The 25,026-nt window shown below is 68.3% G+C and carries 27 protein-coding genes and 2 pseudogenes; 18 read left to right on the plus strand and 11 right to left on the minus strand.

Translation table 11 applies throughout. The features are described 5' to 3' along the window. From H5411_RS04295 to H5411_RS04325, 7 genes are read left to right on the plus strand one after another with little or no spacing between them, the layout of a single operon-like run. Window positions 1-765 carry an SDR family NAD(P)-dependent oxidoreductase gene (locus tag H5411_RS04295; RefSeq protein WP_037817657.1) on the plus strand — a complete coding sequence of 255 codons (765 nt, stop codon included), beginning with the start codon at window positions 1-3 and terminating at the stop codon, window positions 763-765. Then, window positions 762-3,095: a xanthine dehydrogenase family protein molybdopterin-binding subunit gene (locus H5411_RS04300; RefSeq protein ID WP_101438521.1), complete on the plus strand. Its 2,334-nt coding sequence runs from the start codon at window positions 762-764 to the stop codon at window positions 3,093-3,095. Before H5411_RS04295 ends, H5411_RS04300 begins: the two co-directional genes overlap by 4 nt. Continuing rightward, complete coding sequence (locus tag H5411_RS04305) at window positions 3,092-3,817, plus strand: enoyl-CoA hydratase (RefSeq protein ID WP_020661361.1); 726 nt, start codon at window positions 3,092-3,094, stop codon at window positions 3,815-3,817. The genes H5411_RS04300 and H5411_RS04305 overlap by 4 nt, the downstream gene beginning before the upstream one ends. 10 nt (window positions 3,818-3,827) lie before the next feature. Further along, a complete protein-coding gene (locus H5411_RS04310) occupies window positions 3,828-4,646 on the plus strand; it encodes an FAD binding domain-containing protein (protein ID WP_020661360.1) in 819 nt (272 codons plus the stop codon). Beyond that, window positions 4,643-5,125, plus strand: a complete 483-nt coding sequence (locus H5411_RS04315; protein WP_020661359.1) for a (2Fe-2S)-binding protein — start codon at window positions 4,643-4,645, stop codon at window positions 5,123-5,125. The genes H5411_RS04310 and H5411_RS04315 overlap by 4 nt, the downstream gene beginning before the upstream one ends. Beyond that, the gene (locus tag H5411_RS04320; protein WP_158242519.1) at window positions 5,122-5,625 is read left to right on the plus strand and encodes an LLM class flavin-dependent oxidoreductase; all 504 of its coding nucleotides are present in this window, start codon (window positions 5,122-5,124) and stop codon (window positions 5,623-5,625) included. The genes H5411_RS04315 and H5411_RS04320 overlap by 4 nt, the downstream gene beginning before the upstream one ends. Window positions 5,626-5,642: 17 nt before the next feature. Further along, entirely contained in the window at window positions 5,643-6,257 is a 615-nt protein-coding gene (locus tag H5411_RS04325; RefSeq protein ID WP_240690815.1) for a TetR/AcrR family transcriptional regulator, read from the plus strand. 298 nt (window positions 6,258-6,555) lie between these two features. On the opposite strand, the gene H5411_RS04330 is transcribed toward H5411_RS04325, so the two are convergent. Beyond that, window positions 6,556-6,882, minus strand: a complete 327-nt coding sequence (locus H5411_RS04330) for a hypothetical protein (RefSeq protein WP_158714542.1) — start codon at window positions 6,880-6,882, stop codon at window positions 6,556-6,558. Between the two features lie 52 nt (window positions 6,883-6,934). Here H5411_RS04330 and H5411_RS04335 point away from each other — a divergent pair. The 3 genes and pseudogenes from H5411_RS04335 to H5411_RS49755 all read left to right on the plus strand — a co-directional run. Beyond that, window positions 6,935-7,228: pseudogene (locus H5411_RS04335) on the plus strand (NlpC/P60 family protein); the annotation flags it as partial. Window positions 7,229-7,425: 197 nt separating this feature from the next. Then, a pseudogene (locus H5411_RS49750) lies at window positions 7,426-7,977 on the plus strand (site-specific integrase); the annotation flags it as partial. A 459-nt stretch (window positions 7,978-8,436) separates the two neighbouring features. Further along, window positions 8,437-9,183 carry a DUF2637 domain-containing protein gene (locus H5411_RS49755; RefSeq protein ID WP_240690823.1) on the plus strand — a complete coding sequence of 249 codons (747 nt, stop codon included), beginning with the start codon at window positions 8,437-8,439 and terminating at the stop codon, window positions 9,181-9,183. A gap of 486 nt (window positions 9,184-9,669) precedes the next feature. On the opposite strand, the gene H5411_RS04345 is transcribed toward H5411_RS49755, so the two are convergent. Together H5411_RS04345 and H5411_RS04350 are read right to left on the minus strand one after the other, a co-directional pair. Then, the gene (locus H5411_RS04345; protein ID WP_101438524.1) at window positions 9,670-10,278 is read right to left on the minus strand and encodes a response regulator transcription factor; all 609 of its coding nucleotides are present in this window, start codon (window positions 10,276-10,278) and stop codon (window positions 9,670-9,672) included. Continuing rightward, on the minus strand, window positions 10,272-11,486 hold the full coding sequence (locus H5411_RS04350) for a sensor histidine kinase (RefSeq protein WP_101438525.1): 1,215 nt from the start codon (window positions 11,484-11,486) through the stop codon (window positions 10,272-10,274). The genes H5411_RS04345 and H5411_RS04350 overlap by 7 nt, the downstream gene beginning before the upstream one ends. A 2-nt stretch (window positions 11,487-11,488) precedes the next feature. Between H5411_RS04350 and H5411_RS04355 the strand changes: the two genes are divergently transcribed. The 7 genes from H5411_RS04355 (at window position 11,489) to H5411_RS04385 (ending at window position 17,467) form a co-directional block, all read left to right on the plus strand. Further along, window positions 11,489-11,698, plus strand: a complete 210-nt coding sequence (locus H5411_RS04355) for a hypothetical protein (protein ID WP_134667151.1) — start codon at window positions 11,489-11,491, stop codon at window positions 11,696-11,698. A gap of 567 nt (window positions 11,699-12,265) precedes the next feature. Then, window positions 12,266-13,468 carry an iron-containing alcohol dehydrogenase gene (locus tag H5411_RS04360; protein WP_158242522.1) on the plus strand — a complete coding sequence of 401 codons (1,203 nt, stop codon included), beginning with the start codon at window positions 12,266-12,268 and terminating at the stop codon, window positions 13,466-13,468. A gap of 332 nt (window positions 13,469-13,800) precedes the next feature. Further along, entirely contained in the window at window positions 13,801-15,162 is a 1,362-nt protein-coding gene (locus H5411_RS04365) for a glycosyltransferase family 2 protein (protein ID WP_134667149.1), read from the plus strand. Window positions 15,163-15,220: 58 nt separating this feature from the next. Then, window positions 15,221-15,388 carry an LPXTG cell wall anchor domain-containing protein gene (locus H5411_RS04370; RefSeq protein WP_101438528.1) on the plus strand — a complete coding sequence of 56 codons (168 nt, stop codon included), beginning with the start codon at window positions 15,221-15,223 and terminating at the stop codon, window positions 15,386-15,388. Between the two features lie 59 nt (window positions 15,389-15,447). Then, a complete protein-coding gene (gene wecB / locus H5411_RS04375; RefSeq protein ID WP_101438529.1) occupies window positions 15,448-16,596 on the plus strand; it encodes a non-hydrolyzing UDP-N-acetylglucosamine 2-epimerase in 1,149 nt (382 codons plus the stop codon). After that, window positions 16,593-17,315 carry a class E sortase gene (locus H5411_RS04380; RefSeq protein WP_101438530.1) on the plus strand — a complete coding sequence of 241 codons (723 nt, stop codon included), beginning with the start codon at window positions 16,593-16,595 and terminating at the stop codon, window positions 17,313-17,315. The genes wecB and H5411_RS04380 overlap by 4 nt, the downstream gene beginning before the upstream one ends. Beyond that, window positions 17,312-17,467 carry a hypothetical protein gene (locus tag H5411_RS04385; RefSeq protein WP_167442035.1) on the plus strand — a complete coding sequence of 52 codons (156 nt, stop codon included), beginning with the start codon at window positions 17,312-17,314 and terminating at the stop codon, window positions 17,465-17,467. Before H5411_RS04380 ends, H5411_RS04385 begins: the two co-directional genes overlap by 4 nt. Window positions 17,468-17,684: 217 nt before the next feature. Here H5411_RS04385 and H5411_RS04390 read toward each other — a convergent pair whose 3' ends face one another. The 7 genes from H5411_RS04390 to H5411_RS04420 all read right to left on the minus strand — a co-directional run bounded on the left by H5411_RS04390 (window position 17,685) and on the right by H5411_RS04420 (window position 23,184). Further along, window positions 17,685-18,056: a helix-turn-helix domain-containing protein gene (locus tag H5411_RS04390; RefSeq protein ID WP_101438531.1), complete on the minus strand. Its 372-nt coding sequence runs from the start codon at window positions 18,054-18,056 to the stop codon at window positions 17,685-17,687. 51 nt (window positions 18,057-18,107) lie between these two features. Beyond that, window positions 18,108-18,842: a response regulator transcription factor gene (locus H5411_RS04395; RefSeq protein WP_158242523.1), complete on the minus strand. Its 735-nt coding sequence runs from the start codon at window positions 18,840-18,842 to the stop codon at window positions 18,108-18,110. A gap of 190 nt (window positions 18,843-19,032) precedes the next feature. Then, complete coding sequence (locus tag H5411_RS04400) at window positions 19,033-20,130, minus strand: UDP-N-acetylglucosamine--N-acetylmuramyl-(pentapeptide) pyrophosphoryl-undecaprenol N-acetylglucosamine transferase (RefSeq protein ID WP_255443453.1); 1,098 nt, start codon at window positions 20,128-20,130, stop codon at window positions 19,033-19,035. Next, complete coding sequence (gene vanX / locus H5411_RS04405; protein WP_101438534.1) at window positions 20,120-20,728, minus strand: D-Ala-D-Ala dipeptidase VanX; 609 nt, start codon at window positions 20,726-20,728, stop codon at window positions 20,120-20,122. Before vanX ends, H5411_RS04400 begins: the two co-directional genes overlap by 11 nt. Further along, window positions 20,725-21,759: a D-alanine--(R)-lactate ligase gene (vanA, locus tag H5411_RS04410; RefSeq protein ID WP_183123013.1), complete on the minus strand. Its 1,035-nt coding sequence runs from the start codon at window positions 21,757-21,759 to the stop codon at window positions 20,725-20,727. Before vanA ends, vanX begins: the two co-directional genes overlap by 4 nt. Further along, a complete protein-coding gene (locus H5411_RS04415; RefSeq protein WP_101438536.1) occupies window positions 21,752-22,759 on the minus strand; it encodes an NAD(P)-dependent oxidoreductase in 1,008 nt (335 codons plus the stop codon). The genes vanA and H5411_RS04415 overlap by 8 nt, the downstream gene beginning before the upstream one ends. Further along, a complete protein-coding gene (locus H5411_RS04420) occupies window positions 22,756-23,184 on the minus strand; it encodes a beta/alpha barrel domain-containing protein (protein ID WP_240690814.1) in 429 nt (142 codons plus the stop codon). The genes H5411_RS04415 and H5411_RS04420 overlap by 4 nt, the downstream gene beginning before the upstream one ends. On the opposite strand from H5411_RS04420, the gene H5411_RS47350 reads away from it, so the two are divergent. Beyond that, on the plus strand, window positions 23,177-23,389 hold the full coding sequence (locus H5411_RS47350; protein WP_240690813.1) for a hypothetical protein: 213 nt from the start codon (window positions 23,177-23,179) through the stop codon (window positions 23,387-23,389). The genes H5411_RS04420 and H5411_RS47350 overlap by 8 nt on opposite strands. A 31-nt stretch (window positions 23,390-23,420) precedes the next feature. On the opposite strand, the gene murC is transcribed toward H5411_RS47350, so the two are convergent. Next, complete coding sequence (murC, locus tag H5411_RS04425) at window positions 23,421-24,851, minus strand: UDP-N-acetylmuramate--L-alanine ligase (RefSeq protein WP_101438538.1); 1,431 nt, start codon at window positions 24,849-24,851, stop codon at window positions 23,421-23,423. Window positions 24,852-25,026: the final 175 nt, after the last annotated feature.

Genomic DNA, 25,026 nt, shown 5'->3' on the forward strand with positions numbered 1-25,026 from the left:
ATGGATCTTCAGCTCCGCGGCAAGAACGTCCTCGTAACCGGTGCCGGGCAGGGCCTGGGCCGTGCGATCGGGCTCGCGTTCGCAGCGGAAGGCGCCAATGTCGCCTTCCACTACAACTCCTCCTCCGACGGCGCGGAACAAGGCGCGAAGGAGGCGGCTGCTCTGGGCGTCAAGTCGATCGCCGTGGGCGCGAACCTGCAGGACGGCGAATCCGTGACGCGCGCGGTGGCCGAGGTCGCCGACCAGATGGGGTCGATCGACGTGCTGGTCAACAACGCGGCCGCGACCCAGAGCAAGCCGTTCCTCGAGACGACCGAAGAGGACTGGGCACCGCAGATCGGGGTGACGGTGGCGGGCACGCTGCGCGTCACCCAGGCGGTGGCTCGGCAGATGGCGGAGAACGGCGGCGGGTCGATCGTCAGCCTGATGGGCGACTCCGGCCGCGTGGGCGAATCGCGGCTGCTCGTCACGGCGACCACCCGCTCGACAACCGTCGGGTTGACCAAATCGCTGGCCAAAGAACTGGCGCGGCACAAGATCCGTGCGAACGCCGTCTCGATCGCGCTCGTGCAGACCCAGAGCCTCGACGCCCACACCGGCAACGCGGACGAGGCCAAGATGAAGAAGATCCTCTCCGCGTACCCGCTGCGCCGCCTGGGCACGCCCGCCGACATCACCCCGACCATCCTGCTGTTGGCCTCGCCGCTGTCGTCCTGGACCACCGGGCAGATCGTGTCGGTCAACGGCGGGTACACGATGCCATGACCGCGCACGACGACGAGCCCGACGACGGGCGCGCGGTCGGACGAGCCTTCCGCCGCAAAGAGGACACGCGGCTGCTGACCGGCCGCGGCCGGTACGTCTCCGACCTGCAGCTGCCGAGGATGCGACACCTCGCGTTCCTGCGCAGCCCCTACGGCCACGCCCGGATCAAGTCCGTCGACACCTCCGCACTAGGCGTCGCCGCGCGCGCGGTGTTCAGCGGCGACCACCCGGCGTTCGCGGCGATCGGGCTCCGTGCGAGGTCCGCGTTGCCGTCCTATGTGGAGACCGAGCAGCCGATCCTGGCCCGGGACAAGGTGCGGTTCGCCGGTGAGCCGGTGGCCGTAGTGGTAGCAGACGACCGGTATCAGGCCGAGGACGCGCTCGAGCTGATCGACGTGGACTACGAGCCGTTGCCCGCCACGGTCACCGCATGGGTGGCGCCGAAGGAGCCGGTGCACGCAGACGCGCCGGACAACGTCCTGCTGGAGCGCACTTTCGACACCGGCGAGGTGCCGGATGCCTTGGCGCAGGCCCATCTGGTCATCGAGCGCGAGTTGGTGACCAACCGGCACGCGGGAAACCCGATGGAGTGCCGAGCCGGGGCGGCGGTCTGGGACGGCGAGCGCCTGACGTTCTGGTCCGGCACCCAGGTGCCGCACATCGCGCGGAACATGCTCGCCGAGCTGCTGGGCCTGCCCGAGGGCACCATCCGGGTCATCGCTCCCGATGTCGGCGGCGGTTTCGGCGTCAAGGCGGTGCTCTATCCCGAAGACGTCGCTGTCTGCCTGGTCGCACAGCAGATGCCCGGCATCCCGGTGAAGTGGGTCGAAGACCGTGCCGAGCACCTCCTGGCCGCGACGCACGCCCGAGACCACCGGTATCGGGTGCGAGCGGGGTTCACCGCCGACGGCGAGCTGGTGGCGCTGGACGCCGACGTCACGTGCAACGTGGGCGCCTATTCGGTCTACCCGTGGACAGCCGGCATCGAGCCGCTGATGGCCGGCGGGCTCCTGTCTGGGCCGTACCGGCTGCGGAATTACCGGTGCACCGTCCGCGGCGTCGCGACCAACACGTCGCCATCCGGGCCATATCGCGGCGTCGCCCGCCCCGCGAGCGTCTTCGCGATGGAAACCCTGCTCGACGAAGCCGCAGCCGCCCTGCGGATGTCCTCTTTGGACATCCGCACAAGAAATCTGATCACCCCGGCGGAGATCCCGTACCGGATGCCGTCCCGGCTCGTCGACGACTCCGGGTGGTACGGCGAGTGCCTCGAGAAGGCGATCGCCACCATCGGCTACGACGACTTCCTCGTGGAGCAAGGTCGGCGGCGAGAGGAAGGGAAGAATCCGATCGGGCTCGGCATGGCCTGCTACAACGAGCTGACCGGCCTCGGCCGGGCTGCTGCCGCGGGGCCGCGGATGCCGTTCCGCACCGGACACGACGCCTGCACGGTCCGGGTCGACCCCGATGGCCGCGTCACTGTCCTTTCCGGAGTCACGTCGCAGGGGCAGGGCTTGGAGACGACAGTCGCGCAGATCGTCGCAGATGCGGTCGGTGTCCGCTTTGAGGACGTCGAGGTGCGCATCGGCGACACGAACGAATCCTTGTGGGGGTTCGGCGCGTTTTCCTCGCGGCAGGCCGTCATCGGGGGCGGGGCCGCCCACCGTGCCGGAACGTCGGTGCGGGAGAAGATCATCCGGCTGGCGAGCGAGTTGTTCGAGGTAGGCCCGGCCGATGTCGAGATCAAGGCGGGCGAGGTCAGGGTCGTGGGCGAGCCGAAGCCGCTCGGGACGCTGGCCGAAGTCGCCCGGGTCGCCTACCTCGAGTCGAATCGACTGCCCGAGGGCATCGAGCCAGGCCTGGAGGCGACGGAGTTCTACGACCCGATCCGGGGCGCGTTCGCGGCGGGCGCGCAGGCCGCGGTCGTCGAAGTCGACCGGGCGACCGGGGAAATCCGGATCCTCAAGTGGGTGTGCGTCGAGGACGCGGGCACGGTGATCAACCCGCAGATCGTCGAGGGGCAGATCGCCGGGTCGATCGCCCAGGGCATCGGCGGCGCGCTGTACGAGCACCTGATCTACGACGAGTCAGGGAACCTGTCCACCGGAACGCTGATGGACTACCTCATGCCCACGAGCGCCGAGGTCCCGGACCTTGTCATCGACCACCTGTCGAATCCGGCGGACAACCCGTTGGGGGTACGCGGAGTCGGCGAGGGCGGCACCCTCGGCCCGAACGCGGTGCTGGCCGGGGCCGTTGCCGATGCTCTCGGCGTCCGGGTCACCCACCTGCCGCTGTCCCCGGCTGCCGTGTGGGAGGCACTGCGATGATCACCACCGAGGAACAGGGCGGCGTAGGGCGGATCGTGCTCGACCGCCACGAGAAGCGCAACGCTCTCGACATCGAACATCTGCAGTCGCTGCGAGCGGCGGTGGAGAAGTTCGCGGACACCTCCCGCGCGATCGTCGTGACCGGTGCCGGCACGAGCTTCTGTGCCGGTGCCGACTTCGGCGGTGTCTACGGCGAAGGGTTCCGCACCGCGCTCTACGCGACTCTGCACGCCATCACCGCCGCGCCGGTACCAGTGATCGCGGCGGTCAACGGTCCCGCGATCGGGGCCGGGACACAGCTCGCGATCGCCTGCGACCTGCGCGTGGCGGCCGACACCGCGGTCTTCGCGGTGCCGACAGCCCGCAATGGGCTCGCGGTGGACCCGTGGACCGTCCGGCGGCTGGCGTTGCTGGCGGGCGGCGGAGCAGCGCGCGCAGTGCTGCTCGGCTGCGAGCGGCTGGACGCGGCACGCGCACTCGGCTGCGGTCTGGCGGACCGGCTAGGGACGGACGCCGAGGCGACCGCGTGGGCCCGGGAGATCGCGGAGTTCGCGCCGTTGTCGTTGCGGTACGCCAAGACCGCGCTGGAGTCGCTGTTCGAGCCTCGGCGGTGGGATCCCCGCCTCGACCAGCTTTTCGATTCCTGTTGGAGCAGTGAAGATTTCGCCGAGAGCCAGCGTGCCCGCGACGAGAAACGCGCCCCGCGGTTCCGCGGGCGCTGAAAGGTCCGCCATGAAACCAGCTCCGTTCGACTACCTCCGCGCCACGAGCGTCCGGGAAGCCGTGCAGGCCCTGGCCGACGCAGCCGGCGACGGGAAGATCATCGCCGGCGGACAGAGCCTGGTGCCGGTACTCGCGCTGCGCATGGCGCGGCCCAAGGTCCTGGTCGACATCAACCGGATCCCCGGGCTGTCCACGATCGTGCCGGTTGACGGCGCCCTCCGGATCGGGGCGCTCGTCCGCCACGCCCGCCTCGTGGAGCAAACGGCACACCCGATGCTTGCCGAGGCCGCGCGGTGGATCGGGCACACGGCGATCCGTTCCCGGGGCACCTGCGGCGGCAGCATCTCCCACGCCGACCCGGCCGCGGAACTGCCAGTGGTCGCCGCTGCGCTCGGCGCGACCGTTCACATCGCTAGCCTGCACGGTACTCGCACAAGCTCCGCGGCAGACTTCTGCACCGGTCCGTTGGAAACCACGCTCGCCGACGACGAGGTGGTCACTGCGGTCGACATGCCGTTGCCGCAGCGCTGGGGATTCGCGGAGTTCTCCCGCCGGCACGGCGACTTCGGTCTGGTCACCGTCGCCGCCGCCGAGGTCGGCGGACACTGGCGGATCGCGATCGGCGGCGTCGGCGGCGTCCCGCTGCGCGCCGAGGAGGCTGAGCAGTTGCTCGACGCCGGCGCTCCACCGCACGAGGTGGCTGCCGCAGCCGCCGCAGCCGCCTCGCCGAGCTCCGACATCCACGCCTCGGCCGAGTACCGGCGTGCGATGACTGAGGAATTCGTCCTCCGTGCCCTCGGGCAGGAAAAGGAGCGGGTCGCAGCATGAAGATCGAACTCGCTGTCAACGGGGATCGTCAGCAGATCGACGTCGAGCCGAGGCGAACGCTCGCTGACGCGCTGCGCGAAGACCTCGGACTGACCGGCACGCACGTCGGTTGTGAGCACGGGGTCTGCGGCGCGTGCACCGTTCTGGTCGACGGCGACCCGGTCCGCGCGTGCCTCATGTTCGCGGTCCAAGCGGAAGGCACCTCGGTGACGACGGTCGAGGGGATGGCCGGGCAAGACGGCTGCCTACACCCTCTTCAGGAGGCGTTTTCGACGCACCATGGGTTGCAGTGCGGCTTCTGTACTCCGGGCATGCTGATGTCCGCGCTCGACTTGCTCAACCGCGAAGAACGGCCGTGCCGGGCCCGCATCCGAGAAGAGCTGTCGGGCAACATCTGCCGGTGCACCGGCTACGTCGGCATCATCGACGCTGTCGAGGCGGCGGCGAGCGAACTGGCCGCCGAACCGGAGCCGTCGTGACGCGCCGCGGGGTCGTCCTGCGGCTCCGCGGCGCGCCGGCAGCCGGGCTTGGGCGCACCTGCCAAGTTCTCGATGAAGCCGGCTGCGACACGCTGTACTTCGAAGAGGACTTCGTCTCGTGCGCGGCGGCGGCCGTGGTGACCCGGCGGGTCCGCATCTGCTGCTTGACCACTTCCAAGGACGCGCCGGCCGTGGCGGAGGCAGCCGAAACCCTTGACTACCTCAGCGATGGCCGCTTCATCCTCGGCGTTGGCCCGCTGCTTGCCGACGACGGCCCCTACAGCGGAGCAGCGGCAGCAGAAAGGATCCTCGAAGAGGTTCTCGCACGCGTGCCGAAGCTCCCTGTGCTCGTGGCGGGCAGCGGCCGAGGACCCGCCCGGCTGGCCGCCGAGTTCGCTTCCCGGAATCATCCGGAACGCGACGAAGCCATGACTCCCTTGACGAGATGCCTCCAATCCGTGGGCGATGCGTCCGCCTGGCTCGCCGGAGTGACGCGGTGAGCGAACTCCGAGCTGGCGTGAGCGAGCGAATCGTCCTCGACGTCGCCCTGACCCTTTTCGCGGAGCGCGGCTTCCACGGCACCGCTCTGAGCCAGATCGCCGACACTCTGGGCATCCGCACACCCAGCCTTTACAACCACATGCGGTCCAAACAGGACCTGCTGCGCGCAATCGTGGACGAGACCACGGCGACCGTGCTCGAGGAGTTCCACCGTGCGACCGCGAACGGAGACTGGGAAACTCGGCTGCGCGGGGCCACCCGGGTCTACGCCTACCGCCACGCGACACACCGCCGCCAAGCCCTGGTGGTCAACCGCGACACAGATTCTCTCGACGAGCCGCATCGCAGCCGCCTGCAGAGCAGGCGCCGGCAGCACGAGCACGCCTTCCGCGCGATCATCGCAGGTGGAGCTGCTGCCGGAGCTTTCCATGTCGATTCGCCGGCACTTGCCTCATTCGCGATCCGGGAGATGTGCGTGAGCATCGCCCGGTGGTTCCGGGACGACGGAAACCTGTCCGCCGACGATGTCGCGGAACAATACAGCCGTTACGCGTTGAGCATCGCTGGCGCAGAGTCGATAAGAACTAATCCGGCCAGGGCTCCTGTCTCAGCAGTCCCAAGGGACAGTTGAGCACTCGGCTATTTCTGGTCTGACTATGCGGGGTCGACATGCTCTGGACCCCGCTGTTCCCATCTGGCCGGACCGCTTCTCGCTGTTGTCCTGGCCGCCGGCGTCCTGATCGCAATCGCCGACGACGCCTCCGACCGAACCACCGACGCACCCGGAGAAGCCCCGGAACCCCGTCCGTCATGCTCACCGCCCACCCGCGCGCCGCACACCGGGTCGCCCGGGTTCGCCCCGGCTGCCGAGGCATGCGCTGGAGCATTCTCGCCGGCATCGCCGGGGAAGAATCCCGCCACGCCGCCGGCTACGCCATCGCACCGAACGGCGACATCAACCCGCCGATCCTCGGCCCCAACTGGACGGCGCCGGCACCGGCGGCAACCACACCCCGATCCGCAACCCCGACGGCACCTTCGCCTGCGCCGAAGGACTGTTCCAGTTCCTCTCCACCAGTTGGCAGACCGTGGCGCAGGACGGCAACGATGACGGAATCCGCAACCCGCAGAACGCCTTCGACGCTGCCCTCGCCGTCGTCCACCTGTGCGGCCGCGGCCCCCGAGACCTCGGCAAGGACGCCGACGTGCGCGACGCGATCTACTCGTACAACGCCAGCCGGGTCTACGTCGATCACGTCCTCGCCGACACCCGCGGCTACGACGCGCTGCAACTCCGCCCCGCCGCCCATGGACCGGCGAGCGGACGAGCCAGGCAGGTCATCGACGCGGCCATGTCCCAGATCGGTGTCCTACGCCTGGGGAGGCGGCACCGCCGCCGGTCCGAGCCAGGGAATCCGCGACGGAAGAGTGCCCGACCGGCACGGCGACTACAACAAGATCGGCTTCGACTGCGGCGGACTCGCCCGCTACACCCGCGCCCGCGTCGGCATCACGCTGCCGCACCAGCGCGGAGCCCAGTTCGCCCTGGGCGATCGCCTGCCCCGGGCCGCGGGCATCGAGGCGCTGCATCCGGGCTACCTCGTCTTCTTGTCGTTGCACCGGATCCGGGAAACCCTGCGAGCCTTGCTCAAGCGGCGGGTGCGGGAAGGGTTGTTGCTGGTGAACGTGGCGGTGCTGGTGGAGTTGCCGCGGGCGGAGCGGCCGAAGCCGCGGCTGTGGACGCCGGAGCGGGTGGCGAAGTGGCGGCGCACCGGGGAGGTGCCGTTCCCGGTGATGGTGTGGGCGGGGGAGCAGACCGGGCGGTTCCTCGACTTCGCGGTCGACCACCCGCTCTACCCGTTGTTCCATCTGATCGCGTATGCGGCGTTGCGGCGTTGCGGCGGGGCGAGGCGTGCGGGCAGCGCCGCTCGGACACGTTCCTGGACGCGGGCTGTCTGGAGGTGGCGAACCAGATCGTGCAGTACGGGTGGGAGACCGGCCAGTCCAAGCCCAAGACCCCGTCGTCGGAGGGGATTGTGCCGCTCGACCCGGACACCGTGCTCGTCCTTGCCGCGCACCTGGCCCGTCAGGACGAGGCGAAGACCCGACTCGGCAGCGATTGGCGGGAGCACGACTTGCTCTTCACCTGCCCCGACGGGAGCCCGTTGCATCCGGCGGACGTCGCGGACGAGTTCGCCCGCCTGATCGTGATGGCCGGCCTGCCCCCGATCACTCTCCACGGACTCCGCCACGGCGCGGCGACGTTGATGCTCGCGGCGGGGGTGGAGATGAAGGTGATCCAGCACATCCTCCGGCACTCGTCGATCAAGGTCACGATGGACCTCTACACCAACGTCGCCCAGGAACTCGCCGCCGACGGCGCCCGCCGGCTCGCCGGGGCCATCCCCCGGCAGGCCGCGTTGCGGCCGGCTAGCGTTCTCGGGCTCCCTCGGGCTCGCAGGAGACCACAATGGACAGTCGAGAACCGGAAGAACAACGTCCGCATAACACAAAACCCCAGGTCATCGTTTCCGACCACCTGGGGTGTGAGGGTGCGCCATCAGGGACTCGAACCCCGAACCCGCTGGTTAAGAGTGACGTACCGGGTGGTGCCGAGTGATGTCGGACAGGGCCGTTTTCCTCAGTGTGGGTGTGTCGCTGGTGTCGGGCGGTGTCGCGGTTTGTCGTCGTGTTTCTGCGCTCTCGGGCTCCCCTCGGGCTCGCAGGTGCTGGGTTGTGTCGGCCGGCCCGGTGGTCTCCGGGCGGTTGTACTTCCGGTCGTTGGCGCGCGTTGTCGGGGCGGTGCGGTGATGGGGGAGACCGGGAGTGGGGTTGCTCCGAACCTTGCTCTGTGGGTGCAGTGCGCGTGTACGGGCTTGGTGGCGGTGGGTGCGGCGTATGCGTCGTATCGGCATGGCCGGGAGTTTGCGCTGAGGTTCGGTGCGGATATGTCGACAGCGTCGATCTGGCCGTTGCTGGTCGACGGGTTGTTGACGATCGCCACGGTCGAGCTGTGGAAGAAGAGGAAGGTCGGTCGGGAACGCGGTCGGTGGGTGGCGTGGTCGGCGTTCGTGTTCGGGATTGGACTGTCGTTGCTGGCGAATGTGGGGTCGGCTCCGGTCGCGAGTCCTCTCCAGGTGGTGGTCGCGGCGTGTCCGCCGGTGGCTTTGTTGTTCGCGGTGGAGTTGTTGAACCGTGCGTTGAAGCAGCGGAATTTCGAGACCTGCTCCGAGACCGTGTGTGAACGAGGCGAGACCGAGACGGTTGCGGGTCGTCGCGGGACCGGGACCATGCCAGCGGGCCGGGGCGCAGTCGCGGAGGGTCTCGGCGGGGAGGGTGTGTTGACGGCGGAGGAACGGATGTGGGTTCACTATTCGGAGCAGGTTGCTGTGGGGCGTTCGCCGAGTGGGGCGGAGTTGGATCGGGTGGCGGGGACGCACAACTATGGTCGTCGTGTCCTTCGCCGATGGCGGCGATCGGGCCGCGTGGCGACGGTTGCCGCCGATTCCGGCAAGGCCGAGGAGTCGGCGGCAGATGCGCTTCTAGCTGCCGGCTGACGAAGCAGTGTGCCGTGCTGTCTCGTAAACGAACGAGCGCCAATGGAGATGTCAATGCATGTCAACGACGAAGCGACCACTGGTCGCATGAACCGCCTGCCTTTCATTTGTGCACTGTTGCCTGCGGATATCGACTGGATTGAGGCATTGGCGGAGGACCACTGGGTTTGCCGGTGCGGAAACGAACCGCACCTGTCAGGGTTCGTTCCGGTCGGCCGTGGGGTTCCCCCGGTGGGCCGGACACTCTGATCCTTGGCCTGGGGAAGGATGTGTTTGTGTCTGGTTCGTCGAAGTAGCCCGAGCAGGTCCGACGAGATGCCGGTCGGCGGCCCGGGTGAACAAGCCCAGAGCCTTGTTAACGCTCAGCAGGACGATTTCCTCGCGCGCCGCGCATCGGCGCGAACGGGTGGAAGACGGGCTGGTTTCGACTCGCGCCCCGCCGGTCTCAGCCCTGTCGTGCGGCTGCCGCCGCTGAACCGTATCCGGTCAGAGCCAGCCGTAATGCTTGGCGATCTGGATGGCGTCCGTCGAGTTGCGCGCACGGAGTTTCGCGATGATCCGCGTGATGTAGTTCCGCACCGTTCCTTCGGCCAGGTGCAGTTGCGTGGCGATCTCCCGGGGAGGAGTACCGGTCGCGGCCAGTTGGAGAATGCTGCGCTCGCGAGGCGTGAGGGGGTTTTCGCCGGCTGCCAGCGCGGAGGAGACCAGGTCGGGCGAAACGACCCGCTTGCCCGCGTGGACGTCGCGGACGGCTTCGACTAGATCGGCGGCGGCGACGCCCTTGGGCAGGAAACCGTTCACGCCGAGGGTGAGCGCCTCCCGGACGACGCCGGGCTTGTCGAGCGAGGTCAGCATCAGGATCCGGACCGCCGGGAGTTGGGCCCGGACCCGGGCGGCCACGGTGAGGCCGCTGATGTCGGGCAGCCCGATGTCGAGGATCAGCACGTCCGGCTTCAGGCTGTCGGCGAGCTGGGCCGCCTCCTCTCCCCGTTCGGCCACCCCGACCACCTTGATGTCGCGCTCCAGCTGGAGCAACGCGACCAAGGCCTCGCGGAGGACTCGCTGGTCCTCGGCCAGCATTACCCGGATCACCACGCGGTTGCCTCCTGTCGCGACAAGGATTCTTGGGTGTTGCCCGAACTGAACGGCAAGGTGGGCAATCGTACGTCGAGGGTGAACTTTCCGCTCGCATGCTCGGCCTTGACCGAGCCGCCGAGCCGGTCCGCCCGATCGGTGATGCTGCGCGGTATCGGACCGGCCGTTTCCCCGCCTGGGCCCGCGCCGTCGTTCTCGAGCCGGAAAACGTACTCGTGGTCTTCTTCCACCAGTGTGATGGTGCATTCGGAGGCTGAAGCATGTTTGAGGATGTTGGTGGTTCCTTCCCGGACGATCCACCCCAGCGCCTCGGCCGCGATCCCGTCCGGGGACGCGGCGACGCGGAGTTCACAGTGGACGCCGGCCGCTTCGAGAAGCTCGACCGCGCCGTCGAGTTCCCGGTCGAAAGTGGTGTTCAGTCCGCCGTGCACGATGCTGCGCATGTCGTCCAGCGAGTCTTTCGCGATGTGGTTCACCGCGGTGATCTCGGACCGCGACTGCGCCGCGTCGGTGCCGGCCAGCCGTCCGGCGAGTTCGCTGCGCAGCATGATCACGACCAGGCTGTGGCCCAGCCGGTCGTGCAGTTCCTGTGACATCCGGGCGCGTTCCTGTGTCACGCTCAGGCGGCCGATCTCCGAATGCGCCTTTCTCAGCTCGATCGTCAGCACGGCCATAGTGGTCAAGGCACGAATACTGATTCCTATCGCAATGAATTGCACGAGGAAATTGATCCCGTGATATATCTTCTCGCCGGTGCTGAACGGCATCGGCGCCACGGAGCCGCCGATGCCGACGGCCAGGAGCAGGCCGTAGACCGACCATGCGAGGCGTGGCTCGCTGACGACGACGAGGCACAGCCAGCCCGCGACGATGAGCGAGGGCGCCCAGTTTCCTGGAACGCCCAGCGCCCTGGCGGAGACCAGGACAAGCTGGACAAGGCCGAGCGTGATGACGGCCCTGGCGGAGGCGGTCGACCGGATTCGGAAGGCGAGGCCGACCATGCAGACCGCGAGGAACGGGAGATAGCTCGCCCCGATCAGGGCGGCCCCGAACTCTCCGTGCGCGGGCTTCGCGGTTTCGTACTCGCCCAGCACTGCGGACCACAGGAAGAACGCGCAAATGCCCAATGTCGCCAGCCGGACACCGGGCCCGTTCACCCATACGGTCTTGGCGAGGCCGGTTACGGGGTTGAGCAGCCTGCTATGCATGGGTGCGGCATCCTCGCGTTCTGCGCGACGGCCCGGATTTCCGCGCGGTTGAGCGGGCAGTGCCCGGCAAGCCCGGCGGAATCGCCGTGCCGCGGGACGAATTCGCTCGGCCGACCGGCCGTTCGGCGACCGGTGGACGTCGCCGGGTCCACCACGAGGTCGCCACGGTCACGCATTCCTCCTGCCCCGGCAGCGTGCCCGCCGAGCTGTGATTCCGCAGCCTGCTGAATGCGGATAATTTCATACTAGATGCGGGATCAGCTCATACCGGCGCGCTAAACCTACCTGTTCGGGTGATTCGTGTTCGACACTTCAGAGCGAGTTCAGGCGCTGGTGTTGCTGGCAGTAGCACCGGTGGGCGGCGCTGAGGACGCGGCTGGATGGCCACCCCTTATCCGTAGCGCGCGAGCCGGTTGGACGGCCGCCGCAGGGAAGCCGGCCACGGCGTCGCCGTCCGGCCCCGAGCGAGCGCGGGCGCGGACCGCGTTCGCCGATCCGCTCCGAAGGTCTTGCCCAGGCCGCGGCGCAATGCCATTCATTTATTCCTGACTACTATGGCGTGAAAATATCACGGCATTAATCGGTTCAGGCCTGACCTGCTGCGGCGACGGTTTGCCATTCGGTCGCAAACCGTGCCCCATTGTGTGTAGGTCCGTCGCGCTCATCTGGGCATAATTCGATGGCAGTGGCCGGGTCGGCAATCCGTCCGGCCCCGATGCGGCACGCGATCGGGACGCGGAATGCGCCACCACCCGCGACGGGAGTTAGGCGAAGGGGTTATGGGACGGGCCAACGATGTGGTGCGGTGGGAATGCGGGACCCGGGTGTACGCGGGCGATGACGTGTGGCGTGCCGTGCCGTCCGGGGCGGCGCTGGGATCGCGTCTCATGCTGGTGGTGAGCGCCGGGTTCGCCGCGGCGAACTTCCTTCTGGTGGAGACGCTGCGAGTTCGCCTGGGCGTCGAGGCCGACCAGGTGCTGTTCGTGCAGTCGCCCTGCACGTTCGGCAAGGTCGAAGAGCTGGCCGGCTCGCTGGAGAGGGCGGGGGCAGAGGGAGTGGTGGCGGTCGGCGGCTCCTCGGTGCTGGATTTGACGAAACTCGCCTGCCGCCATCTCGCCGACCGGCGGACTCTGCCGACCGTGCGCGCCCGTGGCACCCGCCGGGGGGTCGTCCGGTTGCCGCCCGAATCGCCGGCGCAGCTGCATCGGACTTTCGTCCCGACGACGATCGGCGCGGCCGCGGCGGTGCGGCCATTCGCGTCGGTAGTGCTCCGGGGGCATCCCAGGTTGGTGGAAGGGGCGGGACTGACGCCGGACATCGCCATCGTCGACAGCGCGTTCACCACGTCGCTGCCGCCGCAGGCCATTGTCGAGGGGATCTCCGCGTCGGTCATGCGGGCGGCCGACTGGTACGTCGCGGACGAGGACGCCAACCCGTTGACCGAGGCGGAAACCAGGACCGCCGTGAGCTTGCTCGTGTCCCTAGGCATGCGAGCGGGGAAAGACGGGCTGGACGCGCACGATCGACTGCTCGCCAGCTGCGCGGACATGGCCCAGTTCGGTCTTCCGCTGGCCGGTCATCAACCGATCGTCACGGCTTCGCGGGCGGTCTCGGCCGAATTGGCGTTCGAAATGGGGGAGCCGCTCAACAGTGTGCTGGCGGCGTTGTTGCCGGCCATGTGGCAAGCCGTCGACGGCGGCGACGCATTGCTGGGAAGCAGGGCCAGGCTGCGTCGCGTGTGGAGCTGGATTCGCGCCGCGGGCTCGCCGGAGTGGCCCGCGGAGCCGGGGCCGGGCTTCGCCGCGATGTTCCGGTCGTGGAAACTGGGGTCCGGTTTGGCGTGCGATGCCACGGTCGCGTCCGCGGCGAGCGTGCGCACGCTTCGCTTCTGGGAGGCCGGCGTCCCCGCGCTCGCCGGCCGGTCGGCGTCGGAACTGGCCGGATGGATCGGGGACGCGGTTCAGGCCGAGGTGTGCAGTTGAACCGCGCCTCGCGACCTCGGACAGCGTGAATGTTTCACGCGTCCCCTATTAAAACTGCTATAGCCCAGCGGGGGGTAAAACGCCGATCTTCTTGATCTGCGTTGACGGCAATGTCCATACTCTGGGTAGAAAATTCTCGGAATCGCCGAGCGTGAATGGATTGATTGCGTTCTGCGGAGTTGTGCAAGGCAATCACGAGGGGCTGCGGGGAACGTCATGCCGGAAACCAGTCGGATCATCGTCGGTGGTGTGCTCGCCGTGACCCCGGGGCCCGGGCTCGCTGAACGCCGGCCCCGCTCCGCGTGGTGCGTCACGGAGAGGCTCGCCCGGACATGCTAGCGACAATTATCGGCGTGTTCACCTTCGTGAGCAGCGGCGTCTTCATCGCTTATGTGTGCGCCATCGTCGTGCCGTTCCTCGGCCGGAAGCGGGCACCAGCGGGGTCCCAAGCCGACTTCTCCTGGCACTTCTTCGTTCCGTGCCGGGACGAGGAAGCGGTGATCGGGGATACCGTCCGGCGGCTGCGCAGGACATTCCCCGACGCGCACGTGTGGGTCATCGACGACGACTCGCGCGACGCCACCGCGCAGATCGTCCGGTCGCTCGCCTCCGGGGAAAGCCCGGATCCGTTCGTCCACCTGGTCAGCCGGCGTCCGCCGCACGCGCGCACCGGGAAGGGCGACGCGCTCAACTCCGCCTACCAGCAGCTCGCGACCTGGCTGGGCAGGCACGAGCACTGGGAGAAGGTCATCGTCGGGGTGGTCGATGCCGACGGCGTGCTCGCTCCGGACTGCCTGGACGTGTGCGCGGCGGGCCACCTGTTCGGCGACTCGTCGGTGGGAGCGGTCCAGCTGGAAGTGCGCATGTTGAACCGGCACACCCCGCCGTCGGCCGGCGGTCGTTGGCAACGCTGGGCGGCGCTGAAGCTGGTGCAGCTGCAGGACATGGAGTTCCGCACGGCGATTTCGGCCGTGCAGCATTCGCGTGCGTACGCGGGCACGGTGGCGATGGGCGGCAACGGGCAGTTCACCAGGATGTCGGCGCTGCGCACCATCGACCGGGGAACCGGGCAGCCGTGGCGCGGGCTGCTGCTCGAGGATTACGAACTCGGACTGCACTTGCTGATGGCCGGCTGGCGGACCGCGGCGACGTCGGATTCCTATGTGTCCCAGGAAGGGCTGTACAGCCTCCGGCGATTCGTCACGCAGCGCACCCGATGGGGTCAGGGCACGATGCAGTGCGCCCGGTACCTGCCGTCGATCTGGCGGTCTTCGCATTTCAGCGAACTCGGCGTGATCGAGGCGAGCTACTACCTGATCCAGCCGTGGCTCCAGCTGATCGGTGCCGTCGTCTACCCGGTTCCGGTCGCGCTGCTGCTGGGCGCGGTGATCCGCGACCCGGCGATGCTGGCGGGAGCGGCGTCGATGCGAACCGTATTTCTCCTCCTTCTTTTCGTCGCGATATCCACCGGGCCGTTCGTGGTGTGGGGAATCATTTACCAATTCCGCTGCATCGGAAGACCGAATCTGCTCGCCGGCATCGGCTACGGACTGGCCTTCACGTTGTACGTCGGGTTGTTCTACGTGACTTCGCTGCGTGCGGTGTATCGGATGATGCGAGGCCGGCACGGCTGGGCCAAAACGCGGCGGAACGCCGAATCGTTCAATCAGGAGGAGGTTGCCGTCGAAGCATGAGCAACCGGGGATGCCCGTCGACAGCCACTAGTCACACAATCGCACCGAAAGGATCTGGATGTACAAGCACGGACGCGTCGGCACGGGCACGGCGGGCGGCCTCGCGGTCACCGGAGCCAGCCTGAGCTGGTGGATCGCACTCGCTGTCGCCCTCGTGGCCTTGGGGACGATGTTCGTCCTGTTCGCCCGGCGGCGACGCAGGATGGCGGAGGAATCCGACAAATGATCGAAGATGGCGGGCGCCTGTCGTCAATACGGGCGTCCGCCACTCGCGGAGGGGAAGAAATGACCACGAATCCAGAACTAATTCTTTTTGCCGGCACACGGCCGGAAGCAATCAAGCTGGCGCCCGTCGCGCTCGCTGCTGGGGAATTCGGGTTTCGGGCCCGGATTGTCGCCACCGGGCAGCACCCGGACATGGTCGACCAGGGCCTGGCCCCGTTCGGGGTGGTGCCCGACGACCGGATCGTCCTGTCGCGGGCGACCGGCACGCTGAGCGAGTTGTTCGCGCGACTCGTGCCTGAAGCGGACCGGGTGCTGGCAGAACGCCGCCCGGCCGCGGTCGTCGTCCAGGGCGACACGGCCACCTCCCTGGCTTGCACGCTGGCCGCGTTCTGGCGGCACATTCCGGTCGTGCATGTCGAGGCGGGCTTGCGCACCGGAGATCTCGAATCGCCGTTTCCCGAGGAAGCCAATCGCCAGCTGGTCTCCCGCATCGCCGCCCTGCACCTCGCGCCCACGCCGGCGGCCGCCGCGGCGTTGCGGGCGGAGGGAGTGCCGGACGAGAAGATTGTCGTGACCGGGAACACGGTCGTCGACGCGGCGCTGCACATCGCCGGACAGGGCCTGCCGCCCAAGAACGTCGCGGTCGCCGCGGCCTTCGCCGGGCCAAGGCCGCGGATCCTGGTGACGATGCACCGGCGGGAGTCGTGGCGAAGCGGCATCGGCGAAGTCCTGGGCGCGGTGATGCAGATCGCCCGCGAGTTCCCCGGCGCGCGGTTTCTGCTTCCTTCGCATCCGAATCCGAAGGTGCGCCAGATCGTGCATCGGATCCTGGGGACATGCAACGCGGTGACGGTGACCGAGCCGCTGGACTACCCGGACCTGATCTGGGCGCTGTCGAGGTCCTCACTGGTGATCACCGACTCCGGCGGCATCCAGGAAGAGGCGCCGACCTTCGGGGTTCCGGTGCTGGTGGCACGCGACACGACGGAGCGCCGGGAGGCGGTCGACGCGGGCTGGGCGCGGCTGGTCGGCACCGACTTCTCCGAGGTCGTGACCGCCGCACGCGCGGTGCTGAGCGGGCGGGAAACCGGCCCCGGAACGGGGAATCCGTTCGGCTCCGGCGATGCCGCCTGGCTGACCATGGACGCGATCCGCGGCCGGATCGCCGATCCCGCCCGGGTGCTGGCCGCCGGCCCCGGCGCGGCATGACGGCGCAGCGCCTCGCGGAGGAGGCGGAACAACGGCCGGCGGGCACCCGCCCCCGGAAGCCGCGCGCCAGCCTGCGGTGGCGGATTTTCGGGATCGCCGGGGAGACGGTCCTCATTCTCGGGCTGGTGATGCTCGGCTTCCTCGGGTATGAGATGTGGGGCACTGTGGGCGAACTGAACGCCGCGCAGGGCCAGCTCGACCAGGAGCGCAAGGCCTTGTGGGACAGCGATCCCACTGTCCGCGGCGCACCGCGGGCGGTCGCCGAGCCCCCGGCCGACGGCACCCCGGCCTCGGTCCTCGCGATACCGCGACTGGGTCTGGAGTGGACGGTCGTCGAGGGAACCAGGTCGAAGGACCTCCGGCACGCGCCGGGGCACTACGCCGGGACGGCGCCGCCCGGCCAGATCGGGAACTTCGCGGTGGCCGGACATCGGGTGCGCGGCATGTTCTGGGATCTTGACACGATCAAGCCAGGGGACCAGATCACGGTGGAGGACCGGACCCGCCGCTACGTCTACGAGGTCGACGCGAACCGGATCGTCCGCCCGGACGACGTCGGAGTGCTCCTGCCCGTTCCCGGGAAGCCGGGACAGACCCCGACGGAAGCCCGGCTGACCCTGACGACCTGCAATCCCAAGTGGGACAACTACGAACGGCTGATCATCGACGCGCACCTGGTCGGCAGCGCGGCGAAAGCGGATTCGGAGGGAGCACGATGATCGCGAGCCTCTGGCGGATCCTGCCCGGCCCGGCCTGGGTGCGGGCAGTGCTGCTCGCGGTGCTGTTCGCCGCGGCCTGCGCCGGACTGTGGTTCGGCCTGTATCCCTTGCTGGACGACTGGTTCATGACGACGAGCCCGGTCTTGGACTGATCGCGCACCGGTGACGCCCGCGCACGACCCGTGGAGACGCGACGCCTGTCGGTTTCGGCGGTGCCTTCGGTGCCCGACGCGTACCTGATCTCAGCGCTTGGACAGGACGTCACACGCGCGCACGCCACCTGGATTTGGCGGACGCTTGCCGGGAATCCCGTGCCGTCGGCTATTTCTGGCACCGTTGCCTCGTCGCCGAAGGAGCGCTGGTTCGGCTTCAGATCAGTCCCGCTCGGCATCCGATCAGCACCGCATGGGCGCGATCGCGCGCTCCGATCGCTCTGAACAGCGCTTTCAAGCTTGCCTTGACGGTGTTCTCGGACCTGCCGAGCCGGTTGCCGATTTCGGCGTTGGTCATCCCTCCGGCGATCATGCGCAGCTGAAGCAGAGAGGAGTCGGAGATGACGCCCGTCCGCGCCCGCGCTTCGTCGATCGCCGTGGTACGGACGAAAACCTGCAGCGGGCTCACCGGCCTGCTGATCGAGGTCAGTGCGATGCCCTTGGCTTCCAGATAGTCACGGGCACGGGTAAGCGCCTCCGGGTCCGCGCCGACAAAAACCGGGCCTTGCCGTTCGGTCTGCTCCGCCATGGTTCAGTTCTCCTCTTCAACCGATGGATTGTGCGGTTTGGCCGGTGTCGGTCACCGGGCGGCGGATTGCGCGGGCGCCGGTTGTGCCGCCTGGGGGCCGATCAAGTTCTCCAGGTGGCCGATCGCGACCGCGTGCGCGCGGTTGCGGGCACCCAGCTTCCGGTACACGTTCTTGACGTGGCTGCGCACGGTCTCCGCGGATACCGACTGCGCATCCGCGATCTCGGCGTTCGTCAGCCCGATGCTGATGAAGCCGAGAATCTGCATTTCGCGCAGGGTGAGTTCGTCGCTGTTGCGGCGGCGGGCCCTCGGGACGCGCGGCTCCGGCGTTCCCGGACGGAATTCGGCGGAGCTTCCCCAGAGGTGGTACTGCACGATCCGTTCGGCGAGCTTGACCGGGCCGACTGCCCGGTCGAGCAGGCAGACGGCACCGTATTCGGCGAATTTGCCGACCCGCTCTGGAGTGAGTTCCGCGGCACTGACCAGGACGATTACGGTCTCCACAGCGGGGCTCGAGGTCACGGTCCGGATGAGGTTGCCGCCGACGTCGAGCCGGGCGTCCAGAAGCAGGATGTCGGGCCGCATCCGGCTGCTGAGCGTCAGCGCGCGGTTCCCGTCGTTGATCGCGCCGATCCAGCTGAGTCGGCGCGACCGGTCGACCACCGCCTTGACTCCGAGCTGGAAAAGGACGTCTTGGTCGGCCGAGCACAGGGTGAACGCTGTCTCCTCTGATCGGCGCGTCCGGCCGTTCTGCGTCTTCTGCGCGAGCAGGGGGACCGAAGCCATCAGGTTGTCCTTCCAACGTGCCGCGATTCGCGCCAGGCGAGAATCGCGGCAGCGGGCAGATCCGTGGTTTTCCTGGGAATTCGGGCGAGTGCGAGACGACTTTAGCCGAAAATGCGCGGCGATTGGTAGGCGAAGCGACACCCGGCGCATGAGATGTGCGGAAATTCCTGATTAGCGCATGAATATTTCCTTAACCGCTGAATCGGCGCCTCTCGGCGATCGCGTCGAGCACGTGCCGTGCCAGGACCACGTCGGCGTCCGATGCTCCGGACGCCGACGCGCGGCTGGACATCGCCGCGATCTGACCCGGGTCGGTGAGCACCGGCAGCAGTGACTTTTCGATCCACGCCGGGGAAAACTCGGCGTCGTCGACCAGCAGAGCCGCGCCCGCCGCTACCGCTGGTTCGGCGTTGAGCCGTTGCTCGCCGCCGCGTTCAGGCAGCGGGACGTAAACGGCGGGCAGTCCGACAGCGGCCAATTCGGCGCACGTCATCGCGCCCGAACGGCAGACGGCGAAGTCGGCTGCCGCGTAGGCGTAGCGCATTTCGTCGACGTAGGGGAGGACCACGTACGGCGGGTCGCTTTCGGGCGCCGTGACCTTGTGGCCCGGTCCGCTGATGTGCAACACCTGCACGTTGGCGGCCCGCAGTATCGCGGCGGAGCCGGAGATCGCCGCGTTGATCGTGCGCGCTCCTTGCGAGCCGCCGGTGACCAGCAGCACCGGTCCCTTGGCGCGCAAGCCGAATTGCCAGCGGGCCTTGGCTCGCGATGCGGCGCGGTCGAGCCCGGTGATCGAGCGGCGCAGCGGGATTCCGATCGCGGTGGCGTTGGCGAGCCGGACTTCGGCCGACGCGGTGAAGACGCGGGTCGTCATCCGGGCGGCGAGCCGATTGGCGACGCCGGGCCGGACGTTCGCTTCGTGGACGACGATCGGTATTCGTCTTCGCCGGGCGGCGAGGACGGCCGGCGCGGCCACGTAACCCCCGAAGCTCACCACGACCTCGGCCCTGGTGCGGTCCAGGACTTCTCCCGCGGTGCGGACCGCGTCGCGCAGCAGCCCGGGCATGCGCACCAGTGCCCGGTTCACCGCGCGCGGCAACGGCACCGGCGGGATGAGTTCGAGCGGGTAGCCGCGGGCCGGGATCAGGGTCGTGTCCAAGCCCCGTACGGTGCCGAGGGCGGTGATCTTGGCGCTGGGATTCAGGCGGCGCACCGCGTCCGCCAGGTTCATCGCGGGTTCGATGTGCCCGGCCGAATGGCCGCCCGCGACGACGATTCTAGGCGACAACGAAATCAAAGTAGGTGTCCGGATACGGTTCGTCCTTCAGTGTGTAGTGCCACCACTCGGCATCGTATGCGGCGAACCCGCAGGATTCCATGACCGACCGGAGCAGCCACCGGTTGTCCGCCTCGGCTGAGGTGATTCCCGGTGCGCTGTGGTGCGAGACGGCGTCCATCAGGTCGTGGTGCCCGCCCATGGCGGCCAGTTCGCCGGTACTGAGGCAATACAGAGTCAGATCGACAGTGCTTCCCCTGCTGTGCCCGGACTTGCGGGCCACGTATCCGCGCTCGAACATTTCCGCCCGCTCGATATTGGGGTAGTGCTGTGCTTTTTTCCGCCCGTCCTCGGGCTGTCCGGTCCATCGGGCGAAGCATTCCACCGCGCGCTGGGGCCGGTATCCGTCCCACAGCAGCAGGCCGTACCCGAGCGACGCGGCCCGGTCCTGTGCGTTTCGCAGCGCCGTGCACAACTCCTGTGTCCCGACGATCCGATTCGCCGGGTACCCGTCGACCGGCCTTCCGGTGAAATTGTCCCAGGTGGCGTACTTGGCGTCCCAGCGGATCCCGGGCACGGCCTCGTCCACGTAGCCGAAACCGTCTTTCACCGCGCCTCCCCGGACAACGCGAGCGCGACGATCCGGTCCAGCATGGCCGGGAACGGCAGTCCGGAAGCCGCCATCATCCGGGGATAACGGCTGTAGGAGGTCATGCCGGGGAAGGTGTTCACCTCGTTCAGCGCCACTGTTCCATCGTCCTTGAGGAACATGTCGACCCGGGCGAGGCCTTTGCAGCCCAGCGCGCGATAGATTTCCCGCGCGGTCTGCCGGACGTGTGCGCGCAGTACGGCCGGGATGTCGGCCGGGACGATGACGGTCGAGTTTTCGGAGCCGCTTTCCGGGCTGTCCTCCTGGTGGATTTTGAAGAAACCGTGCGACAGGCGGATCTGGTCCGGTTCGCCGACGATCAGCTCCGATCCGTTGCCCAGCACCGCGCAGCCGATCTCACTGCCCTCGACCGGTTCCTCGATCAGCACCTTCTCGTCGAACTCCGCCGCGGCGGCCACCGCGTCCGGCAGGTCCTCGGCGCGGGAGACCTTGCTGACCCCGAACGACGAACCCGACCGGGCGGGCTTCACGAAGACCGGATAGCTGAACCGTCCCGGATCGACGCCGGTCCCCACGGTCCAGAAGTTCGGCGTGGCGATGCCCGCGGCGGAGACGGCGAGGTAGGCGAGGGATTTGTCCATGCACAGCGCGGAACTGGGCACGTCGCAGCCCGCGTAGGGGATGCCGGAGAGTTCCAGCAGGCCCTGCGTCGCGCCGTCCTCGCCGAACCTGCCGTGCAGCACGGGCAGCACCACGTCAAGGCCGACCACCTCGTACCGTCCCTGGTCCAGCAAGAGCAGTCCGCCCACGCCGCGGTCCGGCGAGAGCATCGCGGACGGGCAGGGACGGTCTTCCCAGCCGTCGCCGGGGCCGTCGCACAGCTTCCACGCGCCGCTTTTGGTGATCCCGACCCAGTGCGGTTCGTACTTCGCGGGGTCAAGGTGTTTCGCGATCTCCTGCGCGGACTTGACCGAGACCGGGTGCTCTTCGGACATCCCGCCGAAGACGATGCCGAGCCGGATTCTATTCATGGTGCGTCCCGTTTTCGAAGTTCCGGCAGTTGCGGAGGCTGTCTTCCACCGCGTCGCTCAGCGCGTGGTCGGTGTAGTAGGCGGTGTGCGGACTGATCAGTACGTTCGGCAGCCGCTGCAACCGCGTCAGCGCGGTGCTTTCGATCAGCTTGTCGCGGCAGTCGGCGTAGAACGTGCCTTCCTCGCCTTCGAGGACGTCCAGCGCCGCGCCGCCCAGCCGCCCGCTCTCCAGCGCGAAAAGCAGGGCATCGGTGTCCAGCAGCGGCCCGCGTCCGGTGTTGATCACGAACGCGCCGGGTTTCATCTGCTCGATCTGGCCGTGGTGCAGGATCCAGCGCGTGTCCGCGGTCAACGGAGTGTGCAGAGTGACGATGTCGGACTCGCGCACCAGCACGTCGAGCGGAACGTAATCAGCGCATGCGGCGGCGCGGACGTCGTGGGCCAGAATCCGGCAGCAGAAGCCGCGCAGACGCTCGATGACCGCCGCGCCGATGCGCCCGGTGCCGATCACGCCTACGGTCAGGTCGCGCAGTTCTTTGCCCGGTGCTTCGTTCAGCCGGTAGTCGTGCGCGTCCGTCCGGCGGACGACGGATTTCATGCCGCGCACCGCCATCAGCATCAGCAACACGGTGTAGTCGGCCACGCTGTCGGGCGAGTAGGCCACGTTCTCCACGGTGATGCCGACGCTTTTCGCGTACGCCGGGTCGAGATGGTTGCAGCCGATGCTTCGCGTGGAGAGGTACCGGACGCCGACCCGGCTGAGTGCGAGCAGCGCGGCATTGTCGATCGGGGTCTTGTGGCCGACGCTGACGCACCGGGTTCCGGCAGCCAGCTCGGCGCTCGCTTCGGACACGGCGGCTGTCGTCACGACCGGCTCCACGCCGAGACGACGGGCCAGCCGCCGGACCAGCTCGGCCTCGGCAGGTTCGCAGTCATAGACGGTGATTCCGGTCGCCGGGGGCGCCTGCGCCGCGGAGCGAGCGGGTTCGAGGGAGGTCATGCCGCCTCGCCGGTCACCTGCAGGAGTTCCCCGCCGATCAGCGCCATGTTGCCGCCCGCTTCGGCGAGCACGAGCAGAGTCGGCGGAAGGCTGTCCCGGATGCTTCGCAACGTGGCGAGGTCGGAACCCGCCGCCACGGTCACCTGTGCGCCGAGATCGAAAGCGACTTCCGCGTCTTCTTTGTCGTAGACCTCGAAAACCGCGGTCATTCCCAGTTCGTCGGCGAGTGCCGCGAGCCGCGCCAGCTCGGCGGGCCCGGCCAGCGCTGGAAGCAAGGTGACGGCGTCCGCGCCGAAAGCACGGGCTTCCCATACCTGGTACTCGGACGCGATCAGATCGCGCTGAAGCGTCGGAACGCTCGTCGCCAGGCAGACGTCCGCCAGCTCCGCGAACAGGTCGAGGTCATGATCCTGCCAGGTGCGCACGCTGAGCGCGGGACAGCCGCGCGCCACCGCGGTCCGTGCCTGGCCGGCGGACCTGACTTCGCAGACCGCCGAGAGCCGGCAGGACTGGCAGACGCGCCGGAAGTTCCGGGTGGGCTGGCTTTCTCGCGCCAGCGTGCGGATGCTCGAGGCGCTGCAAACGCGACGGCGGGCGTCCGTCCTCGCGATGGCCGATTCGCGGATGTAGCTGGCAAATTTCATCTTCCGGCCTTTCTCGGTCAGCGGGTGTGTTCGAGGGTCTGGACGATCTGTTCGGCGACGCGCGCCACGCCCGGGGCTCCCAGCGTGACCACCAAGTCGCCGGGTCGCGCGAAGGCATCGACCGCGCGAGCCGCGGCGTCCGGAGTGCGCGCCAGGAATTTGTCGTGGTCTGGCAGGTTCACCAACGACGTCAAGGCCTCCGAAGGCGCGGCGTGGTCGAAGGAGTCGTCGGAGTCGAAGACCGGAAGCACGACGACGCGATCGGCGACGGAGAGCGCGTCGGCGATCTCGGTCTGGAATTGATCCATGCGGTACTGCCGGCACGGCTCGACCACCGCGATGAGCCGGCCGCCCTCCGCGGTGTGCCGCAGCGCGGTCAGCGAAGCCCGGATGGAAGTGTGGTGGCACGCATAGTCGTCGTAGACCCGGATGCCGCGCGGCGCGCCCTTGAACTCGAACCGCCTGGCGACTCCCGGGTACTGCGCGATCCCGAGCCCGGCGCCCACGGGGGAGGCCCCCAATTCGAGGGCGGTCAGCAACGCGGCGGCGGCGTTGAACGCCATGTGCCGTCCCGGGACCGGCACCGTGAGCACTTCTTCGTCCTGATCGGACAATCGCGCGGTGAAGCGCACGGAGCCGGGAAGTTCGGCGTCGACGCGCACCGGCAGATCGGCGGCAGGCCCGTCGCCGAACGTGCGAACCCGGATGCCTTTCGCCCGAAGGTCTCGGGCCACCCGACGGCAATAGCGGTCGTCTTCCGGCATGACGACGAAACCGCTTTCGCCGACTTGCTCGGCGAATCTGGAGAACGCGCGGGTCAGTGCGTCGATATCGTGGTAGAGGTCGAGGTGGTCGGTGTCGATGTTGGTGATGACGACGGCGTCGGGCTGATAGGTCAGGAAAGACCCGTCGCTCTCGTCCGCCTCGACGACGATGGTGGACGTTTCGCCGGCGCCCGCGCCCGACTGGTTGGCGAGCCGGCCGCCGATCACGTACTCCGGAACGGCTCCCGCCGCGGACAGCGCGCTGACCAGCATCGCGGCGGTCGAGGTCTTGCCGTGCGTGCCCGCGACGGCCACCGAAAACCGTGCCTGCAACAGCGTCGCGAGCGCGACCGAACGATGCAGCACCCGGATGCCCCGCTTCGCGGCCGCGCGCAACTCGACGTTGTCCGGCGGAACCGCGGTGGAATAGACGACGGTGTCGACGCTGTGGAGATTGCTCTCGCGGTGGCTGGTGTAGATCGTGCATCCGGCCGCACGCAGCCGCGCGAGCTCAGGCCGGTCTTCGATCTCGCTGCCGCTCACCCGCAAGCCGCGCAAGCTCAATGCCTCGGCGAGGCTGGCCATGCCGACGCCGCCGCACCCGACGAGGTGGACCCGGCCCAGTTGCGCGACGAGGCCGAGACCGTTGTCCCGGATACCGGCCGTCTGCGACGAAAAGCTCATGCCGATAATGCTCCGTTTCCACTTCGACGAGCGCGTTCGGATTCTGTCACCGTTGGGTAACACGCGTATGTGCGCTGTCAATTTCAGGGGAAGATGAAAAATTTCACGGAATGCCGGTGAATAGTTGTACTAACGGCCGGCGGGCGATCTCTCAGGAGTCCGAAGCGGAGTGAAT

This window comes from Amycolatopsis echigonensis (assembly GCF_014174495.1).
Classification (GTDB): Bacteria; Actinomycetota; Actinomycetes; order Mycobacteriales; family Pseudonocardiaceae; genus Amycolatopsis; species Amycolatopsis echigonensis.

What these genes read in the sequence shown, in the direction of transcription:
- H5411_RS04295 (WP_037817657.1), top strand. Translation starts at nt 1, where the DNA reads ATGGATCTTCAGCTCCGCGGCAAGAACGTCCTCGTAACCGGTGCCGGG.
- H5411_RS04370 (WP_101438528.1), top strand. Translation starts at nt 15,221, where the DNA reads ATGTACAAGCACGGACGCGTCGGCACGGGCACGGCGGGCGGCCTCGCG.
- vanA (WP_183123013.1), bottom strand. Translation starts at nt 21,759, where the DNA reads ATGAATAGAATCCGGCTCGGCATCGTCTTCGGCGGGATGTCCGAAGAG.
- H5411_RS04380 (WP_101438530.1), top strand. Translation starts at nt 16,593, where the DNA reads ATGACGGCGCAGCGCCTCGCGGAGGAGGCGGAACAACGGCCGGCGGGC.
- H5411_RS04415 (WP_101438536.1), bottom strand. Translation starts at nt 22,759, where the DNA reads ATGACCTCCCTCGAACCCGCTCGCTCCGCGGCGCAGGCGCCCCCGGCG.
- murC (WP_101438538.1), bottom strand. Translation starts at nt 24,851, where the DNA reads ATGAGCTTTTCGTCGCAGACGGCCGGTATCCGGGACAACGGTCTCGGC.
- H5411_RS04350 (WP_101438525.1), bottom strand. Translation starts at nt 11,486, where the DNA reads ATGCATAGCAGGCTGCTCAACCCCGTAACCGGCCTCGCCAAGACCGTA.
- H5411_RS04385 (WP_167442035.1), top strand. Translation starts at nt 17,312, where the DNA reads ATGATCGCGAGCCTCTGGCGGATCCTGCCCGGCCCGGCCTGGGTGCGG.
- H5411_RS04365 (WP_134667149.1), top strand. Translation starts at nt 13,801, where the DNA reads ATGCTAGCGACAATTATCGGCGTGTTCACCTTCGTGAGCAGCGGCGTC.
- H5411_RS04300 (WP_101438521.1), top strand. Translation starts at nt 762, where the DNA reads ATGACCGCGCACGACGACGAGCCCGACGACGGGCGCGCGGTCGGACGA.
- H5411_RS04395 (WP_158242523.1), bottom strand. Translation starts at nt 18,842, where the DNA reads ATGGCTTCGGTCCCCCTGCTCGCGCAGAAGACGCAGAACGGCCGGACG.
- H5411_RS04390 (WP_101438531.1), bottom strand. Translation starts at nt 18,056, where the DNA reads ATGGCGGAGCAGACCGAACGGCAAGGCCCGGTTTTTGTCGGCGCGGAC.
- H5411_RS49755 (WP_240690823.1), top strand. Translation starts at nt 8,437, where the DNA reads ATGGGGGAGACCGGGAGTGGGGTTGCTCCGAACCTTGCTCTGTGGGTG.
- H5411_RS04315 (WP_020661359.1), top strand. Translation starts at nt 4,643, where the DNA reads ATGAAGATCGAACTCGCTGTCAACGGGGATCGTCAGCAGATCGACGTC.
- H5411_RS04360 (WP_158242522.1), top strand. Translation starts at nt 12,266, where the DNA reads ATGGGACGGGCCAACGATGTGGTGCGGTGGGAATGCGGGACCCGGGTG.
- wecB (WP_101438529.1), top strand. Translation starts at nt 15,448, where the DNA reads ATGACCACGAATCCAGAACTAATTCTTTTTGCCGGCACACGGCCGGAA.
- H5411_RS04310 (WP_020661360.1), top strand. Translation starts at nt 3,828, where the DNA reads ATGAAACCAGCTCCGTTCGACTACCTCCGCGCCACGAGCGTCCGGGAA.
- H5411_RS04305 (WP_020661361.1), top strand. Translation starts at nt 3,092, where the DNA reads ATGATCACCACCGAGGAACAGGGCGGCGTAGGGCGGATCGTGCTCGAC.